Genomic DNA, 17,747 nt, shown 5'->3' on the forward strand with positions numbered 1-17,747 from the left:
GGTTCGGACGGAGCGACCGAAGGGACGGACGGAGAATCGTGCTGACACGAACGGGGAGCACTGGCGACCCGTGAGCGACGCGTCTCGTCCACCCTTCTCACCTGTCGTTCTGTCCCACTCTCGCTGCTCACGGGTCGCTGTCGCTCACCGTCCGTACCACGCTCCTCGCGGGTCACTGTCGTTCCCCGCTCGGTTCCCCGAGGTTCTCGTTCGCTCGTTTCACTCGCTCACTCCGACTCTCGCTCCCACTCCATCTCGGTCGTCACCCGCTCCGCGACGTCCCCACCGGCGAACCGCTCGACCAGATGCAACGCGAGGTCGATGCCCGACGTGACGCCGCCAGCGGTCACCAGGTCGCCGTCGTCGACGACCCGTTCCTCGCGGACCTCCACGTCGAACTCCCGCAGGTCGTCGAGCGCGCCGCGGTGGGTCACGGCGGGCCGCCCGTCCAGCACGCCCGCGTGGGCGAGAATCATCCCGCCGGTACAGACCGAGGTGACGACGGCGTCGGTCTCGGCGATGCGAGCGACGGCCTCGGGCAGGTCGCCCTGCTCGACCTGCGACCACGCGCCCGCCGACGAGCGGTCGTTCCACCCACCGCCGGGGACGACGAGCAGGTCCGGGTCCGAGAGGACCCCGTCGACCCCGACACGGAGGCCGTGGCTAGCGGTGACGGTGTCGCGTTCGTCGAGGGTCACGAGCGTCGGCGGCAGGTCACCGCCCGCGCTGGTCGCGTTGGCGAACACCTCGAACGGGCCGACCGCGTCGAGTTCGTCGAACCCCTCGTACAGCACGATTTGGACGTCCATGCGCGGAGATGGGGGGTGAGAGACAATGGTTGTTGGTACGTGGACCAGCGTCGTGTCTCCTCTCGGAGCGGCCGAGCATCCAGGGTCTATACCCACGGATGTTACTATGGGTAACATGGGCTCCGGGGTTCGAAATCCGTCGTCTGGTGACCGTGTCGTCGTCGCCGTCGAGGGCGACTGGGTCGCCGCTACCGACGAGGAGACGGGAGTCACCAGTCGAGGCGAGACGAAAGCCGAGGCACTGGAGAACCTCGCGGCGGCACTCGAACTGTCCGAGCGACCCGTGCGTGAGGACGAAGACGCCGACGAACCCTCCGATGCGCCTTGGCTGTCGCGGGAGTGAGTCGTCGGGACGACTGCTCTACTGTCCCGGAGTGAGAACGTTTTTGCTCGAACACGGGCCAGAAGATAGCGAACCGTGTCCGTGGTACGTACTCGGGGAGGGACATCGTCTCGGCACTCCAGCAGTGAAACTTTCGGCGCGTCGGTCGGACGGGAAGCCACGTCAAGCTCCAGTACGTCGACCCGAACACTGACGAGAAACGGACTGTCGTCGCTCCTCTCCACGACGGACTCGCCACGGGTACTCTAAAGAGCATCGCCGAGCAGGCCGGTGCGAACGACTACCCGGCGTTCCTTGCCGCCATCGACGAACTCGTTTGACCGCTACCGACCGTGTCAGTCGTCGTCGCCGTCGGAGTAGCCGCCCTCGGCGGTCGGCCCGCAGAGCGCGTCACACGCGAGGTCCGGGCGGCCGTCGCCGCTGGTGTCGAGCGGCGAGCGTGGTTCGGCACGCGGGACGGGACGTCCCGACCCCGGCCCCGTCGCGGGCAGGTAGACGTAGATGAGGAGCGTGATGACCACCATCACGACGCCCGCGGCGACGGCGCTGGCGGGGTAGCCCGTCGCCGCGTAGGCCGTGCCCGCGAGCGCCCCGCCGACCCCGGTGCCGACCTGACCGACGCCGACGGTGAGGCTCATCAGCGACCCGCGCTGGTTGCCGTCGGCGAGTTCGGTGAGGAGGGTGGTGAACGAACTCGCGCGCGAGGCGAACAGCGCCATCACGACGACGAACACGCCCGCGACGGCCAGAAAGCCCCCAGTGAGTCCCGCGAACGGTGTCGCGGCCATCGTGAGCGCGATGCCGACGCTGGCGACGAGGATGATGCGCTTGCGCCCGAGCGAGTCCGAGAGACTGCCCGCGACGGGGCCGACGACGGCGTTCGAGAGGCCGCCGAGCAGGAAGAGGAGCGCGATAGCGCCCGCGCCGACGAGCAGTTCGACGCTCAGCCACGTCGGGAGGAACGTCGTGTAGAGCGCCGACCCGCCGAACATCAGGAAGAAGATGAACGTCGCGGCGAGAATCTCGCGTCGGCGGAGCAGGTCGGCGTACTCACCGAGGAACGACCGGACGGTCAGTTTCGAGGTGGCGAGGGTCACGTCGGGGGCGGGGAGGAACGCGACGACCAGACCGAACGCGAACAGCGTGGCGACGGCGAACGCGAGAAACGGCGTGCGAAAGCCGAACTCCGCGGCGAGGATGGTCCCGATGGGGATACCCGCGATCTGCCCGGCGGCGAACCCGCTGATGACCCAGCCGTTGGCCCACCCGCGGCGCTCGGGGGGGGAAGTAGTCGCCGACGTAGGCGATGGCCGCACCGTTGAGGACGCCGCCGGCGACGCCCGCCAGCAGGCGGAGCGAGAAGAGGCTCACGTAGTCGCCGGCGAACCAGTGGGCCGCGAGTGCCGCCGTCATCAGGCCCGTTCCGGCGAGCAGGACGGGGCGACGACCCACGCGGTCGGAGATTGGCCCGACGAGCAGTGCGAACGCGCCGACGGCGACGCTGTAGGCCGTGATGAGCGTTCCCAGGGCGGCCTCCTCGACGGCGAGTTGTGTCGCTATCTGGGGGATGATGGGCGCGATGAGCATCGCCTGCGACCCGACACCGAAGACGAGCAGCCAGAGGGTGAACACGACGAGACGCGAGTCCGGACGGTCGCGCCGGACGGCGAAGCCGGCGCTTATCGCCACACGGCCTCCGTACCGAGCGCTGAGGACATACCCCGGCTACGCGACGCGAGACGATAGCGTTCGCGTCACCCATGCGGACACGGGGCTATATCCTCTCGCGGGCGTCACGGGTGGTATGGCCGAGCGAACGCTCGAACTCGAACTCTCTCAGGAGGAGTACGACCGACTGACCGCCGTCACCGACGACCCCGAGGCGCTCGTCCGTGACGCTCTGTTCCAGCGCGTCGGTGTCGAGGAGTCCGTCGCGTTCACTCGGGACGGTGGGTTCCGAAGCGAGGCGGGACTGTCAGTCGCGGACCGCGAGGACGCCCCCCGACCACCCATCGGTGCGCTCGTCGGGTTCGACATCGAGTCCGTCGGCGACGGCGAGTCCCACCTCTCCTTTCAGGCCGGGCCCGAACACGCCAACCCGATGGGGACGCTCCACGGCGGCGTCCTCTGTGACGTCGGTGACGCGGCGATGGGCACCGCCTACGCCAGCACGCTCGGCCCCGAGGAGTCGTTCACCACGCTCGAACTGAAGGTGAACTACCTCCGGCCGGTGTGGGACGACCGCCTGACAGCGACGGGCCGAGTCGTCTCCGGCGGTCGAACGGTCGGTCTCGTCGAGTGTGAAATCCACGACGAGGAGGAACGTCTCGTCGCCAAACTCTCCAGCACCTGCCTGACGCTGCGTGGCGAACAGGCGTCGGGTCGCTGACGGCGGCGGGGTGGCCGAATCGTCGTTCGTGGGGTCCGGTAACCCTCGCGTCACCCCCCGACGGGAGTGTCCGCGCCGACTCAAGTGTCCGGGCCACGTACCCGGAGCCATGCCCGACCAGATTCCCGGCATCCACCACGTCACGGCGATGGCCGGCGACGCCCAGACCAACTTCGAGTTCTACACCGACGTCCTGGGTCTCCGTCTCGTCAAGCGCTCCATCAATCAAGACGACCCCACGACGTACCACCTGTTCTACGCCGACGGTCGGGGGTCACCGGGGACGAGCATGACGTTCTTCCCGTTCGACAACGCGACACAGGGGAGCGTCGGCGCGGGACAGGTCGGCGTCACCGCCTTCCGCGTCCCCGAGGGGAGCCTCGACTACTGGGCCGACCGACTCGACGACCACGACGTCACCCGCGAGGACCCCGTAGAACGGTTCGGCGAGCGCGTCCTCCCGTTCGAGGACCCCGACGGCCTCCCGCTGGAACTCGTCGAGGGCGACGACGCCGCAGAGCCGTGGACCGAGGCCGTCCCCGAGGAGTACGCCGTCCGCGGGTTCCACGGCGTCGCCCTGCTCGTCCGCGACGTGGGGCCGACCGCCGAGTTGCTAGAGACGATGGGCTACGAGCGCGTCGACGGCGAGGCGGACGACGACCGCACTCGCTACGTCTCCTCGGGGGACCTCGGTGCGGTCGTCGACCTGATTCCGACCCAGCAGGCCGGTCGGCAAGGATTCGGGACGGTCCACCACGTCGCGTTCCGGACGCCGACCGACGAGGACCAGCAGGCGTGGCGCGAGACGTTCGCGGACATGGGGTTCGACCCGACGCCCGTCATCGACCGTGAGTGGTTCCACTCGGTCTACTTCCGTGGTGGCCCCCGCGAGGCCAACACCGGCGGCGTCCTGTTCGAACTCGCCACGCACGAACCGGGCTACACCGTCGACGAACCGCTCGAAGAACTGGGGTCGTCGCTGGTGCTCCCCCCGAAGTTCGAGGACATGCGCGACCAGATCGAGTCGACGCTCCCGCCGCTCGATACCGACGACTGAGCGCGCTGGCGTCGTCACCCTCGCCCCGGTCGGCGACTGTGTGTCGGGGTCCGGACGCGCGGCAATGTTATACGCCCGAACCGGCTACTGAGTGTGTAGTGTCCAAGGACTTCAGCGACGTCACCGGTCTCCCCGACGACCTCGGTATCGGGGACGACCTCGCCCGTGCGGAACAGCAACTCACCGTCCGCGTCGAGAGCCGACGCTACGGCAAGCCGATGACCATCGTCGAGGGGTTCGACGACGACTCGGTCGACCTCCCGGAACTCGCCTCGACGCTCAAACGCCGTCTGGCGACGGGGGGAACGGTCGAGAAGAAGACACACACCATCGAGTTGCAGGGCGACCACACCACCCGTCTCCCGGACGTCCTCCGCGACGAGGGCTTCCAGGTCGCCTGAGCGGTCGTTCGTCCCCGCTCGAACGGTACTGACCTCTCCGATGCGATTCTTTCATGGTCTCTCCCGTTGCGTCCGATAACGTGAAGATACGTCCGTCGGCGTCGGTGCTAGGTCGGACTTAGCTATAGTCGTGGATGTCAAGAGAACTGTCGATGGCGAATCACGGCGACCCGTCGAGACTCGTTCTCTGCCCTCACATCTCGCTCTCGCACTACCGGGGTGGGGAGAAGTGGGTCACGACGCTCGCCAACCGCCTCGTCGCGGACGGTGTCGACGTCTCCGTTCGGTCGCTGCCGTACGTCCCCGACGGCGAGCGACGCGTCGAGGTGTCGACCGTACTCGACGACCGGGTCTCTTACGAGGAGGCCTGGCACCACGACCTCTCGGCGTTCGACACGGCCTACGTCCTCTACGTTCCGCTGTCGGGGCTGTTCTTCCGTGGGGCCGCACGCACCGTCGCCGGCATCCACTCGTGGGTCTACGTCTCCGACCGCCTCTACGAGCCACACTACGGTGCCGTTCCGACGGCCGTCAAAGCGCTCTACCGAACGCTCGGCGAGCGTGACCTCGGGCGGTTCGACACGGTTCACGCGGTCACGCCGGCGTTCGACTCGCCTCACCCCGACACCAGATACATCCCGAACTTCGTCGATACGGACCTGTATCGCCCCGACCGGGCACCGACGGGCGAGACGTTCACCGTCCTCGTGACGGCCGCACACATCCCGGAGAAGGGGTGGGACCTCGCCCGGAAGGTGGCGAGGGCACTCCCCGACGACGTTCGGTTCGCCGCGACCGGCACGAGCGACGACCCGAACGTCCACGACCTGGGGTTCCTCGACGAGGCGGAACTGGCCGACGCGTACGCGCGAGCACACCTCGTCTTGCATCCCGCCCGAGTCGACACGGACAGCATGGTCCTCAACGAGGCCTGTGCGAGCGGTACCCCGGTCGTGACGAGTCCGCTCCCCACTCACGTCGACGACAACGACGCCGTGATGCGACGGGGAACCGTCGACGCGATGGTCCGGACGGTCCGAACCGTCCACCGCGAGTGGAGACGGGACAACGGCTATGCACGTCGGTGCCGCATCGCACGGATGATGGGCGAGGCGCACGACGAGGACGTCATCTACCCGCGACTCAAGCGACTCCTCCTCGACGACGCCACTGCGGAGGCACCGCCGTGAAGGTCCGTATCGGCACTCGCCGGTGGTCGAGGGACGTCGCGGTCGGCCCGTTCACACGCCGCCCGCCGCCGACCGCGCGGTCACGACAGGGGTGGCCCCCGTGAGCGTCCGCGAGTCGCTCTCGTCGTACCTCCCTGGGGACGGTGAACACCGCCGGTTCGTCCAGTACCTCCTCGTCGGACTCGTCGGTATCGGCATCAACCAGGGCGTGCTGTACCTCGCCGCCGGCGTCGTCGGTCTCTCCTACGTCGTCGGTGGAGTCCTCGGACGCGTCCTGAGCGTCGCCGCGAACTACGCGATGAACGACGCGTGGACCTGGGGTGACCGCGGGGCGAGCGGCCGTCGAGAGTGGCTGATTCGCGGTGGGAAGTACGTTGCGACGCGCGTCGTCGGCGTCGCCATCGGGACGGCCGCGCTCGTCCTCTTCGTCGAAGTCCTCGACCTCCACTACCTGCTCGCGAACCTCCTGGCCATCGGTGTCGGCGTCCTCTGGGGGTTCGGCGCGAGCGAACACTGGGTGTGGCAGCCAGCCGACGAGGACCAGTCGCTCGACCGGATGAGGGGTCACCGCACCGCCCGGACCGACGGTGCCGGGTCGGACGGTCGGATTCGGACGGCCGTCCGGCGCGTCCGGAAGCGAGTCGGCTTCGGGAGCCGTGGAACGCTCGCCGGTGGCCGGTTCGGTACCCTCCCCCGCCCGGTCCGACGCGTGCTCGCCATCGACCGACCGACGTGGCTCGTCTTCGGCCTCGCAACGGTGCTGTTCGTCGTGTTCTCGACGTACACCTCGCTGCTCTACGAGGCGTACGTCCTGACGGGGTCGGACTTCGGGTCGTACGTCCACATGTTCTCGACGACGCTCGACGGACAGGGCCTGCTCATCCACGGGAAGTACCGTGTGAGCCATCCCGGCGGGTCGTACTTCGGCGCACACTTCTCGCTGACTCTGCTGGCGTTCCTCCCACTGTTCGCGCTCGTCTCCTCGCCGTTCACGCTGCTGGTCGCCAAGTCGTTCCTGCTGGCGAGCAGCGTCGTCGCGCTGTGGGCCGTCGCGCGCCACCACCTCGACAGTGACCGGCTGGCGGGACTGCTCGTCGTCTCCTACGCACTCAACCCGTTCCTGTGGGGGGCGTGGCTGTTCGACTTCCAGGAGCAGGTGCTACTCCCCGTCCTCGTCTTCGCGGGGTACTACGCCTACGTCAAGCGCCGCTACGCCTGGTTCCTCGTGGCGATGGTGCTGGTGATGCTCACCAACGAGTTCGTCATCTACGTCGTCCTCGGCGCGTTCGTCGGCCTCGGGGTCGCGGCCTACCGGGAGGGGCGACTCCGACGCGAGTCCCCGCTTCTCGCCGTCGGTGTGGCGTGGGCGGTCGGCGTCAAACTCGTCGGCGGTGCCGTCATGGCCCGGTTCAGCGAGTTCTCGGGGATACCGTACAGCTCCATCGCCTCGCCGCTACAGGCGTTCGTCCCCGAGGGCCGTGCCTCGACCGGGCAGTTGCTGGCGACGATGATCGAACACCCCGAGGTGGTCTTCGCCCTCGTCTCGAACGACGCGATGACGAAGTTCCTCTACTTCGTCGCGTTCCTCCTCCCGGTGGCGTTCCTGGCACTCGAAGACGAGATAACGGTCGGCGCGTTCCTGCCGTTTCTGGGGTTCGCGTGGCTGCTCGCCGGCCGGCCGGTCTACTACACCTTCGGTGCCCACTACCCGCTCTACCTGCTGCCGTTCCTCTACATCGGCGCGGTCCGGGTGATGGAGCGGGTGGCTATCGCCCCGCCGTCGCGTGACCTGCTGGCCCGCCTGTTCGCCATCGTCATCGTTGTCAGTGTCGTGGGTGGCGTCGCAACCGCCCTCGACAGGGGAGCGTTCCCGGTCGTCGACGAGCACACCGAGACGCTCGACGCGGCCATCGACACGATCCCCGAGGACGCCTCGCTCGTCACGCAGAACGATATCTACCCGCACGTCGCCGAGCGCCCGAACGCGAACTACGTCGTTCGTCCGGACACGTTCCAGGAGTACCAGCGACTGTACGGGACGGTCTCGCCGGAGTACATCCTGTACGACACCCGTCTGAAGGGGTCGTCGTTCTGGGCGGAGCGCCTCCAGGAGGCGTTCGGTGACCGACTCTACGAGGAGTACGGCGTCTACCGCTACCAGGACGGCATCTACGTCCTCAAGCGTGGCTACTCCGGTCCCGTCCGGTCCGTCACCGAGGCGGGTGGGGTCGACCGACGGTACGCTGCCGACCAGTTCGCCGTCAGCGACGGGGCGACGCTGACGGACGGGACCGTCGTCGGTGACGGCACGGGGTCGGGCAACGTCTGGTTCGGGCCGTACACCCAGCTTCCACCAGGGCAGTACACCGCGACCTACCACGTCAACGTCAGCGGGTCGAACGGGTCGGACGTCGTCGTCCTCAACGTCGCCGCCGGCGAGGACCACGAGGTGCTGGCGCGCGAACGCGTGGGGTCGACCGACGGCTGGACGACGGTCACGCTGAACTTCACGCTCGACCGGACCACGGGCGACGTGGAGTTCCGTGGCGGCCGAACCGGCGAACCGGGGACGGTCCGGTTCGAGTCGGTCGTCGTCGAACGCATCGGCGACAGCCCCGCGAACGGGACGAACGCGTCGAGCACCGACTCGGGGCAGTCGGTCGGCGGGGAAGCTCCCCGCTCGCTCACGTCGGACCGGACCCACTCCGGTCGGCAGCCCTCGTCTCCCGCCTCGGTCGTGTCCGCCTCCACATCTCGCTCGACCGGCATCGCGTCTCGACCAACGCCCCTCCACCGACTCCATCCATGAATGTCCTACTCGTCACTATCGACGCGTGGCGGGCCTCTCACGCCTCGTTCGCGGGAGCGGACCGCTCGTACACACCGACTCTCGAATCGCTCGCAACCGACGGCGTCGCCTTCACGCAGGCGGTCAGCCACGGCCCGGCGACCCCGTACGCGTTCCCGGCGCTGTTCACGTCGACACAACCGCTCGACCACGGCGGCTACGAACGGATCGCCCCCGAGCGTCGGCTACTCAGCGAGACGCTGGCCGACGCCGACCACCGGTGTGTCGGCGTCCACGGGAACCCGTGGCTCGGCGAGAAGTACGGCTACGCGCGTGGCTACGACGCCTACCACGACGTCGGGGAGTTCACACTGCCGCTGCTCGACCGGACGCGCGAACTGCTCATCGACCGGTTCGGCCTCGACCACCCCGTCTACCGGGCCGCCCAGACCGTCTATCGGCGTGCACAGGGTCCGATTCAGCGACTCCGAAGCGACACCGGGGAGGCGGCCGAAGTGACCGTCGCTCGGGAGGCGTTGCGCGACGGGTCGGACTTCGTCTGGATGCACCTGCTCGCACCCCACGCCCCGTACGACCCACCGGAACGACACCGGGAGTGGGCCGACGTCCCGGCCGACGTCGACGGAACGGCACTCTCGACGCGTGCTCAGCGTGACCCCGACGGTCTCGGCGACGCGGAGCGTGAGACCATCGAACGGCTGTACGCCGCGTCGGTTCGCCACGCGGACGAGCAGGTCGGGTCGGTGCTCGAAGCGGCGACAGACGAGACGCTCGTCGTCGTGACGGCCGACCACGGCGAGGCGCTGTTCGAACACGGGCAGGTCGGCCACGAACCGGCGCTGTACGACGAACTCGTCCACGTTCCGCTGCTGGTCCGCCCGCCAGCGTCGACGCCCGTCGAGGCCGGGCGGGTCGACACGCAGGTCCGTCACGTCGACGTCGCGCCGACGATTCTCGACTACGCGGGCGTCGACGCGCCGTCGACGTTCACGGGGCGTTCGCTCCGGCCGCTCGTCGAGGGAGCCTCGGGTGAGGAGACGACGGACCGTATCGCCGTCTCCGAGGTCGCTTCGTCGCGGACGACGCCGGGACGTGTCGCTCCCGAGGCGCTACAGGTCGCGGTCCGACTCCCCGACCGGAAGCTGATCGCAACCACCGACGAGGTCCGCGGATACGACCTGCAGGAGGACCCCGGTGAGCGGGCCCCGACCGTCGACCCCGAAGGGGAGCGGTGGACCGCTCTCTACGACGCACTCACCGATCGGCGGGCGTCTATCGCGTTCACCGAGACCCACACCGCCGACCGCGACGAGGCGGTCGAACAGCGGCTCAAGGACCTCGGCTACCTCGACTGAGCCGCGTCGCACTCAGCAGTCCGAGCGACGACGCAGCGTGTACAGGTGTCTGAGAAACTCGATATACTCCTGTCCGCTCAGCTTCGACTCCCCACGCTCGCGTTCGTGGAAGACGTAGGGCACCTCGACGACCCGGTCGTGTTCGCAGACGGCCAGCAGTTCGAGGAGGATCTTGTAGCCCGTCGGCGCGAACTCACAGCCGGCGAGAAGCTCACGCCGCACCGCGAAGAACCCGCTGAGCGGGTCGTGGATGGGCCGTGCGTTGGGAACGGTGGCCCGGGTGAGCAGGGTCGCCGTCCGACTCACGACTCGACGATACACCGACCAGCCGTCGATACCACCGCCGTCGACGTGTCGGCTCCCGACGACGATGTCGGCCCCGTCACCGAAGCCGTCGGCGAGTTCCGGGAGCAGTTCTGGCGGGTGCTGGAGGTCGGCGTCGATGACGACACAGTACTCGTGGCGAGCCTCGTCGAACCCCCGCAGGACGGCCGTCGCCAGTCCTCGGTCGTGTTGCCGCCGGACGACGCGGACTCGGTCGTCGTCGTCGTACTGGTCACGAGCGACCCGCCAGGTCTCATCGGGCGAGTCGTCGTCGACGACGACTATCTCGAACGGTCGGTCGTCGAGCGCGTCACGGCAGCGGTCGACCGTTCGCCGAACGTTCGTCCGCTCGTTGTACGTCGGGACGACCACGGAGAGGCCGCCACCCTCCCACTCCGGGTCCGTCTCCAGCACCTCGGACGTGCGTTCCGGCGGTCGTACTGACGTCGCCTGCCTGTCGGTAGGTTCGGTGGACATCTCCTGCCGCGCCCTTCTTAGACTGGGGTAATGTACGGTCGTCATCGTTCAACAATTTCCTCGGAGTTAACCTGATTTGGGGCGTGAAATATACAGAAAAGACACACTCGTCTACTAGACACAACGCTCGATTGGCGAAACTCGCGTATCGAGAAATACTGGGTCAGTTCCGAGACTCAGAGAAGCGGCTCAGAGGCTCTCTGAACCCGGGTTGTTGGGGAAAGCGCACTAGTCCGAGTTCTGAACTGTACTCGTATGCGTATTATTCAGGGGAGCTTTTTCACACGGAGGTGAGTAAACGACCACCTACCGACAACGAAACGGTCGGCGCCAGCGGATTCGCTCCCTACTATCGTTCCACGACGTACCCATCCCCACCACGGCCGCCCCTTCCTCCGGTGGGGATGCGGTAGATTCGCCGCGGGCCGGACTCGTGGCGTACGCTCGACCGGGACACTGGACGGCCCACGGCCGTGTCGCCCGTCGGCGCTCGGACCCGTGCGTCGTCGGTCGGTGAACTCGTCGGCCGGTCTCGAGGCCGACCCTGGCAGCGCACTGCCCTGATTTCGTATAGCGGCACTCGATTCACTACCGGCTGGTTCGCCGACGCGGGGGGCTTTTCCCTCCTGACCGTGAACGACGTGTATGGTGCGGAACGTCGCCGATTTCTTCCCCGATCTCCAGACGGAGGACTTCTATCTGCTCTCGGGGCTCGAACACGGGATGCGGTTCTCCGAGTGGGTCGCCACCGAGAAACTGACCGAGTTCGCTCGCCTCGACGACGAGGAGGTCGAGTACCGACTCGACCGCTGTGAGGACCGCGGCCTCGTCGAACGCAAGACCATCCAGTATCTGGGCTTTCGCCTCACCTTCGAGGGGTACGACGCGCTCGCGTTGCGGACGTTCGCCGAACGCGAGACCATCGAGGGCTTCGGCGCACCGCTGGGCGTCGGCAAGGAGAGCGACGTCTACGAGGTCCGTTCGTACAAGCCGCTCGCCCTGAAGTTCCACCGCGAGGGCTACACCAACTTCCGAGAGGTACGCAAGGAGCGCGACTACACCTCCGACAACCGCCACGTCTCGTGGTTCTACACCGCGCGGAAGGCCGCCGAGCGCGAGTACGAGGCGCTGGAGGCGGTCTACCCCGAAGTCCGCGTCCCCCGACCCATCGACCAGAACCGTCACGGCATCGTGATGGAGAAGCTCTCGGGCGTCGAACTCTCGAAGGCGAAACTCGACCCCGGCCAGGCCGTCGGCGTCCTCGACCTGATTCTCGACGAACTCGCCGCGGCCTACCGGGCGGGGTACGTCCACGCGGACATGAGCGAGTACAACGTCTTCGTCGACAGCGACGGCGTGACGGTGTTCGACTGGCCACAGGCCGTCTCGACCGACCACGAGAACGCCGACGAGTTCCTGGAGCGTGACGTGGAGAACCTCGTGGGCTACTTCCGCCGCAAACACCCCAAACAGGTCGGCGACCCGGACGTTCGAGCCGTCCCCGAGACGCTCCGGAACGACGAGTTCGAGTCGGTCCGCGACCACCGCTGACACCGCTCGACACTCTCGACTGCAAGCACCGGCGAGAACCGCACGGACCGGCCAGCGACGGCTTCGACGGTTCGGGGCCGTCCGCTATGATAAACCTACCTGAGCTATACTGAATCCCCGCTCGGCGCACGAACGCTCTTGTCGCTCGGTCGTGAGCACTCGTCGTGATGGCTCTCCGACCCGTGAGCGGACGATGACCGACGACGGTCGTGACGGCGGGCCTCCCGAGGGGTGGCCGACGCCGACTCCCGGCCAGATTCGGGTGCTACTACTCGGTACGTACCACATGGACAACCCGGAGATGGACGCGACGACGTTCGACGCCGACGACGTACTCTCCGCACGCCGGCAGGCGGACCTCCGGGAACTGGGTGGACACCTCGTCGGGTGGTCGCCGGACCTCGTCGCCGTCGAACGACCCTCCGAACACCGCGAGACGCTCGTCGAGCAGTACGAACAGTACCGGTCGGGCGAGCGCCGCTACGACCGCGAGGAGCGATTCGAATCGACGGACCCACAGCGCGAGGACGACACCACCGAGTGTCGCAACGAAGTCGTCCAGGTCGGGTTCCGACTCGCCGACCGTCTCGACCACGACCGGGTCGCGCCGGTCGACCACACGCTCTCGCTCGACGGCGAGGCGTTGACGTCGCCCGAGGAACGCGACCCGGTGCCGCCGAAGAAGGGCGACTACACCCTCCCGGACTTCCAAGCGCACGTGGACGCGGAGGCCGAACTGCTCCGCGAGTCGACGATCCCGGAGTTCCTCGCTTACAAGAACGGCTCCGAAGCGCTCCGACTGAACCACGACGGGATGTTCGAGTGGTTCCTCCGTGGCGAGGGCGAGGAGTTCGACGGTCCCGAACTGCTCACCGACTGGTACGAGCGCAACGTCAGGACCGTCCACAACCTCTGGACGGCGGTCGACGAGGACACCGAGCGGGTCGTGCTCCCCATCGGGTCGGGCCACGTTCGGGTGCTGCGCCACCTGCTCGACGAGGCACCGATGTTCTGTCCGGTGAGTCCGTTGTCGCTCCTGCCCGAGCCGACGGGGCGGAACTGACGCTCAGGTGCCGCGGTCGGCGCGTGCGACGACCTCGGCGATGAACTCCTCGGTCGCTTCCGCCCCGGCTTGGACGTTCCAGAGCGTGGCGTAGAGGCCACCGTGGTCGAGCAGTTCGTCGTGGGTGCCGCGTTCGACCACCTCGCCGTCGTCGACGACGAGGATGAGGTCCGCGTCCTTGACCGTCGAGAGGCGGTGGGCGATGACGAGCGTCGTCCGGTCGGCGGTGAGTCGCGCCAGTCCGCGCTGGATGAGCAGTTCGGTCTCGGTGTCCACCGAGGACGTCGCCTCGTCCAGCACGAGAATCGCCGGGTTCTGCAGCATCGCGCGGGCGATGGCGATGCGCTGGCGCTGGCCCCCCGAGAGTTTCACGCCGCGTTCGCCGACGCGTGTCTCGTAGCCCTCGGGGAGGTTCTCGACGAACGCGTGGGCTTCGGCGAGCCGGGCGGCCGCCTCCACCTCCTCGTCGGTAGCGTCGAACGACCCGTAGCGGACGTTCTCGGCGACGCTCCCGTCGAAGAGGAACACGTCCTGGCTGACGTAGCCGACGTTCGAGCGCAGACTGTCGAGTGCGAGGGCACGGACGTCTACGCCGTCGACCCGGATGGTTCCCGAGTCCACCTCGTACAGTCGGAGCAGGAGTTTCGCGGCCGTCGACTTGCCCGCCCCCGTGGGGCCGACGAACGCGATGGTGTCGCCCGCGTCGGCGGCGAACGAGAGGTTCCGGACGACGGGCCGGTCGGAGCGATACGAGAACGTCACGTCGTCGTACTCCACGTGGCCCTCGACCGTCTCGCGGACGACGCTGTCCTCGCGGTCCCGGACCTCGACGGGTCGGGAGACGAGGCCGACGATACGCTCGCCACTGGCACGGGCGTTCTCGTAGCTGTTGACGATGCGTCCCACCCCGGAAAGCGGGTCGACGAATCGTTGGGTCATGAACAGGAACGTGACGAACTCGCCGACCAGCAACGTCCCGGTGAACGGGCCGGGTGCGCCGCCGACGAGCCACAGCCCACCGAGCAGGAAGGTGACGGCGAACGCGAGGCCGGCGAGGAGGTCCATCGAGGGCTGGTAGAGGTACTCGAGTTTGGCGACGGCCCACGTCCGGAGGTAGTACTCCCACGACGTCTCGCGGATACGGTCGGTCTCGTGGGTCTCGGTGTGGGCGGTCTTGATGACCTCCATCCCGTCTAAGTTGTTCTCCAGTCGGGTGTTCAGGTCGCCGATAGAGGCCCGGAGTGCGCGGTATCTGGGACGAATCGTCCGCATGAACCAGTAGGTGAACACGGCGAGGAGGGGGACGAAGACGAGCGTGACGAGCGCGAGCTGCCAGTTCAGCGTGAACAGGATGAACGCGATTCCGAGGACGGTGGCGACGAGTTGGAGCGCACTGGACACCGTCGACCCGAGGAACATCCGGAGGTTGCGAACGTCGTCGTTGAGGATGGCGAGCACCTGCCCCGTCTGTTTGTCGTCGAAGAACGCCATGTCGAGGCGCTGCATCGCCTCGTAGCTGTCGACGCGGATGTAGTGCTGGACGCGGTTGGAGAACAGCGACAGCGCCGCGCCGTTCGTCCACGTGAACAGCACCGACCCGACCAGCGCGGCGACGACGAGACCGACCGAGAACACCACCTCCTCCGTCTGTGTCGTCGGCAACCACTCGCTCGGAACGTACGGGAGCGTGTACGGCACGTCGTCGTTGAACGTCGCGTCGATGGCGACGCCGAGGACGAGCGGCGGCGCGAGGCTGACGAACCGGCCGAGGACGCTCGTGACGACGCCGAGGACGAACAGCGGCCAGTCGGCCCGCGCGTAGCGGACGAACAGGTCCCGCATCGGGTCGCCCTCGACGTCGAACGTCAGCGGGTCGTCCGGTCCGCCCCACCACGGCGGCGGACTCACTCACCCCCCAGCGCGTCGATACCGACGACTCTCCGGTGTGTTCTCATTCACCTCGGGTAAGCGTCTCGCGGTGATAACGCGAGCGGTAACGGTGACCGAACGCGGTGACACCCACGTAACCGATAGCGGACGGCCTCGCCGCCTCACGAGGGGCTATTCGTTCGAACGGCGTTCACCGAGTGATGGCAACGACCACAGAGACCAGCGACGCCGGCAGCCTCGACGACGTCCCCGTCGAGACGGCAGACGAGGGCGACACCGACCGCGTCCCCGACGACGCACTGTTCTTCCGGATGGCCCGCCTGCTGTTCGGGGCGGTGCTCGTGTTCACGGGACTCAACCACTTCCAGAACACCGAGGCGATGGCGGGGTACGCCGACGCGAAGGGCATCCCGAACGCCGAGACGATGGTGCCGCTCTCGGGTGGCCTGCTCGTGTTCAGCGGCCTCGGTATCGCGCTCTGGAAACTGCCGAAACTCGCCGCGGGCGCGGCCGCGACGTTCCTCGTCGCCGCGACGCCGACGATGCACGACTTCTGGAACGCCGACGAAGAGGAGAAACAGACCGAGACGAACGCGTTCCTCAAGAACGTCGCCATGCTCGGCGGCGCGTTCGCGTTCCTCGTCCGCGCGAACGACGACTGAACGACCGCACGACTCCTCACGACCTGCCACTCACACTGGTCGACTTCCCGGTGTGATGAATTACGGTAATTTTTGCGAACTCGTTTATTATCAGATTCCCGAAAGGTCTTTCGCAGTTTACGTGGAGGTGCGAGTATGTCCCACGACTCTCACGTCGAGACGCGCGCGGTCAGTCACGGTGAGGAACCGGCCCCCGAGACCGGTCGTGGCGACGTCGTCTCGCCCATCCACCTCGCGTCGACGTTCGCGCTGCCGGCGCTCGACACCGGTCTCTCGCTCGAGGACGTCGACCCCGCTCGCGGGGAGTTCCTCTACTCGCGGCTGTCGAACCCGACGCGCCACGCCGTCGAGCAGCGCCTCGCCGCCCTCGAAGGCGGCACCCACGGTTTCGCGTTCTCCTCGGGGACGGCGGCCATCAACACCGCCCTGCTCGCCACCGTCGAACCGGGCGACCACGTCGTCGCCTTCGACGACCTCTACGCCGGCACGCGCCGGATGCTCGAAGAACTGTTCGTGAAGCGCCTGAACGTCGAGGTGTCGTTCGTCGACGCCACCGACACCGGGAACGTCGAAGCGGCCATCCGCGAGGACACCCGGCTCGTCTGGATGGAGACGCCGACGAACCCACTGATGAAGCTCTGTGATATCGGTGCCATCGCCTCGGTCGCCCACGAGCACGGTGCGTTGCTCGGCGTCGACAACACGTTCATGAGTCCGCTCTGTCAGCGACCGCTCGCGCTGGGCGCGGACCTCGTCGCCCACTCGACGACGAAGTATCTTAACGGCCACTCCGACAGCGTCGGCGGGGCGCTCGTCACCGACTGCGACGAACTGGCCGAATCCCTGGGGTTCCTCCAGCAGGTCGCCCTCGGCAACATGCTCGCCCCCTTCGACAGCTACCTCCTCCTGCGCGGGACGAAGACCCTGCCCGTGCGGATGCGTCAGCACGAGGCCAACGCCCGGCGTATCGCCGAGTACCTGGAGGACCACGAGCAGGTCTCCCGCGTCCTCTACCCCGGTCTCGAATCCCACCCGCAGTACGACCTCGCCCGCGAGCAGCAGACCGGCTTCGGCGGCGTCCTCTCGTTCGAACTCGACGGCGACATCGACGACGTGGTGGCGTTCCTCGGGAATCTGGAACAGTTCACGCTCGCGGTGAGCCTCGGCGGCGTCGAGAGCCTCATCGAGTGTCCCGCCGCGATGACCCACGAACCCATCCCCCGCGAGGAACGCGAAGCCGTCGGCATCACCGACACCCTGATTCGCGTCTCGGTGGGCATCGAGCACGTCGAGGACCTCCTCGCGGATCTCGACCGTGGCTTCGCGGCGGTCGACGCCACCCACCAGTCACCGTCGCCGTAACCCGCCCGGCCCGCGTTCTGCCCTCCACCGTTCGCTCGTCGTCTCGTTTCGACCGGGGGGTATTT

At 67.7% G+C, this 17,747-nt stretch carries 15 protein-coding genes and 2 pseudogenes; 12 read left to right on the forward strand and 5 right to left on the reverse strand.

All coding sequences use genetic code 11. From position 1 onward, the window contains the following. Positions 1-227: 227 nt before the first annotated feature. On the reverse strand, positions 228-809 hold the full coding sequence (locus tag GQS65_RS12660; RefSeq protein WP_158205011.1) for a DJ-1/PfpI family protein: 582 nt from the start codon (positions 807-809) through the stop codon (positions 228-230). 115 nt (positions 810-924) lie between these two features. On the opposite strand from GQS65_RS12660, the gene GQS65_RS12665 reads away from it, so the two are divergent. Beyond that, positions 925-1,152 (forward strand): type II toxin-antitoxin system HicB family antitoxin, encoded by a 228-nt coding sequence (locus GQS65_RS12665; RefSeq protein WP_158205012.1) that lies wholly within the window; start codon positions 925-927, stop codon positions 1,150-1,152. Between the two features lie 143 nt (positions 1,153-1,295). Further along, positions 1,296-1,472, forward strand: a pseudogene (locus GQS65_RS21670) (type II toxin-antitoxin system HicA family toxin); the annotation flags it as partial. Positions 1,473-1,487: 15 nt separating this feature from the next. On the opposite strand, the gene GQS65_RS12675 reads toward GQS65_RS21670, so the two are convergent. Beyond that, positions 1,488-2,468, reverse strand: coding sequence for an MFS transporter (locus tag GQS65_RS12675; RefSeq protein ID WP_158205013.1), 981 nt, complete (start codon positions 2,466-2,468; stop codon positions 1,488-1,490). Positions 2,469-2,487: 19 nt separating this feature from the next. Next, positions 2,488-2,739 (reverse strand): annotated as a pseudogene (locus GQS65_RS22235) (MFS transporter); the annotation flags it as partial. A gap of 217 nt (positions 2,740-2,956) precedes the next feature. Here GQS65_RS22235 and GQS65_RS12685 point away from each other — a divergent pair. From GQS65_RS12685 to GQS65_RS12715, 6 genes are all read left to right on the forward strand, one after another. Beyond that, positions 2,957-3,541 (forward strand): PaaI family thioesterase, encoded by a 585-nt coding sequence (locus GQS65_RS12685; protein WP_158205015.1) that lies wholly within the window; start codon positions 2,957-2,959, stop codon positions 3,539-3,541. Between the two features lie 109 nt (positions 3,542-3,650). Then, complete coding sequence (locus GQS65_RS12690) at positions 3,651-4,598, forward strand: ring-cleaving dioxygenase (RefSeq protein ID WP_158205016.1); 948 nt, start codon at positions 3,651-3,653, stop codon at positions 4,596-4,598. Positions 4,599-4,696: 98 nt separating this feature from the next. After that, the gene (gene yciH / locus GQS65_RS12695; protein ID WP_368280122.1) at positions 4,697-4,999 is read left to right on the forward strand and encodes a stress response translation initiation inhibitor YciH; all 303 of its coding nucleotides are present in this window, start codon (positions 4,697-4,699) and stop codon (positions 4,997-4,999) included. A gap of 152 nt (positions 5,000-5,151) precedes the next feature. Beyond that, entirely contained in the window at positions 5,152-6,189 is a 1,038-nt protein-coding gene (locus tag GQS65_RS12700) for a glycosyltransferase family 4 protein (protein ID WP_158205017.1), read from the forward strand. Positions 6,190-6,289: 100 nt separating this feature from the next. Next, entirely contained in the window at positions 6,290-8,998 is a 2,709-nt protein-coding gene (locus GQS65_RS12710) for a DUF2079 domain-containing protein (RefSeq protein WP_199268457.1), read from the forward strand. Further along, positions 8,995-10,353, forward strand: coding sequence for a sulfatase (locus GQS65_RS12715; protein WP_158205018.1), 1,359 nt, complete (start codon positions 8,995-8,997; stop codon positions 10,351-10,353). Before GQS65_RS12710 ends, GQS65_RS12715 begins: the two co-directional genes overlap by 4 nt. 12 nt (positions 10,354-10,365) lie before the next feature. On the opposite strand, the gene GQS65_RS12720 is transcribed toward GQS65_RS12715, so the two are convergent. Further along, on the reverse strand, positions 10,366-11,154 hold the full coding sequence (locus GQS65_RS12720; RefSeq protein ID WP_158205019.1) for a polyprenol monophosphomannose synthase: 789 nt from the start codon (positions 11,152-11,154) through the stop codon (positions 10,366-10,368). Positions 11,155-11,799: 645 nt separating this feature from the next. Here GQS65_RS12720 and GQS65_RS12725 point away from each other — a divergent pair. Continuing rightward, a complete protein-coding gene (locus GQS65_RS12725; RefSeq protein WP_158205020.1) occupies positions 11,800-12,705 on the forward strand; it encodes a serine/threonine-protein kinase RIO2 in 906 nt (301 codons plus the stop codon). A 193-nt stretch (positions 12,706-12,898) separates the two neighbouring features. Further along, positions 12,899-13,768, forward strand: a complete 870-nt coding sequence (locus GQS65_RS12730) for a DUF5694 domain-containing protein (protein WP_158205021.1) — start codon at positions 12,899-12,901, stop codon at positions 13,766-13,768. A 3-nt stretch (positions 13,769-13,771) separates the two neighbouring features. On the opposite strand, the gene GQS65_RS12735 is transcribed toward GQS65_RS12730, so the two are convergent. After that, positions 13,772-15,610: an ABC transporter ATP-binding protein gene (locus tag GQS65_RS12735; protein ID WP_158205038.1), complete on the reverse strand. Its 1,839-nt coding sequence runs from the start codon at positions 15,608-15,610 to the stop codon at positions 13,772-13,774. A gap of 248 nt (positions 15,611-15,858) precedes the next feature. Here GQS65_RS12735 and GQS65_RS12740 point away from each other — a divergent pair, with 248 nt between their 5' ends. Then, positions 15,859-16,320 carry a DoxX family membrane protein gene (locus GQS65_RS12740; protein WP_368280127.1) on the forward strand — a complete coding sequence of 154 codons (462 nt, stop codon included), beginning with the start codon at positions 15,859-15,861 and terminating at the stop codon, positions 16,318-16,320. 135 nt (positions 16,321-16,455) lie between these two features. Then, complete coding sequence (locus GQS65_RS12745; RefSeq protein WP_158205022.1) at positions 16,456-17,682, forward strand: trans-sulfuration enzyme family protein; 1,227 nt, start codon at positions 16,456-16,458, stop codon at positions 17,680-17,682. Positions 17,683-17,747 lie beyond the last annotated feature (65 nt).

Origin of the sequence: Halomarina oriensis, assembly GCF_009791395.1 — an archaeon.
In the GTDB taxonomy this organism is placed as follows: Archaea; Halobacteriota; Halobacteria; order Halobacteriales; family Haloarculaceae; genus Halomarina; species Halomarina oriensis.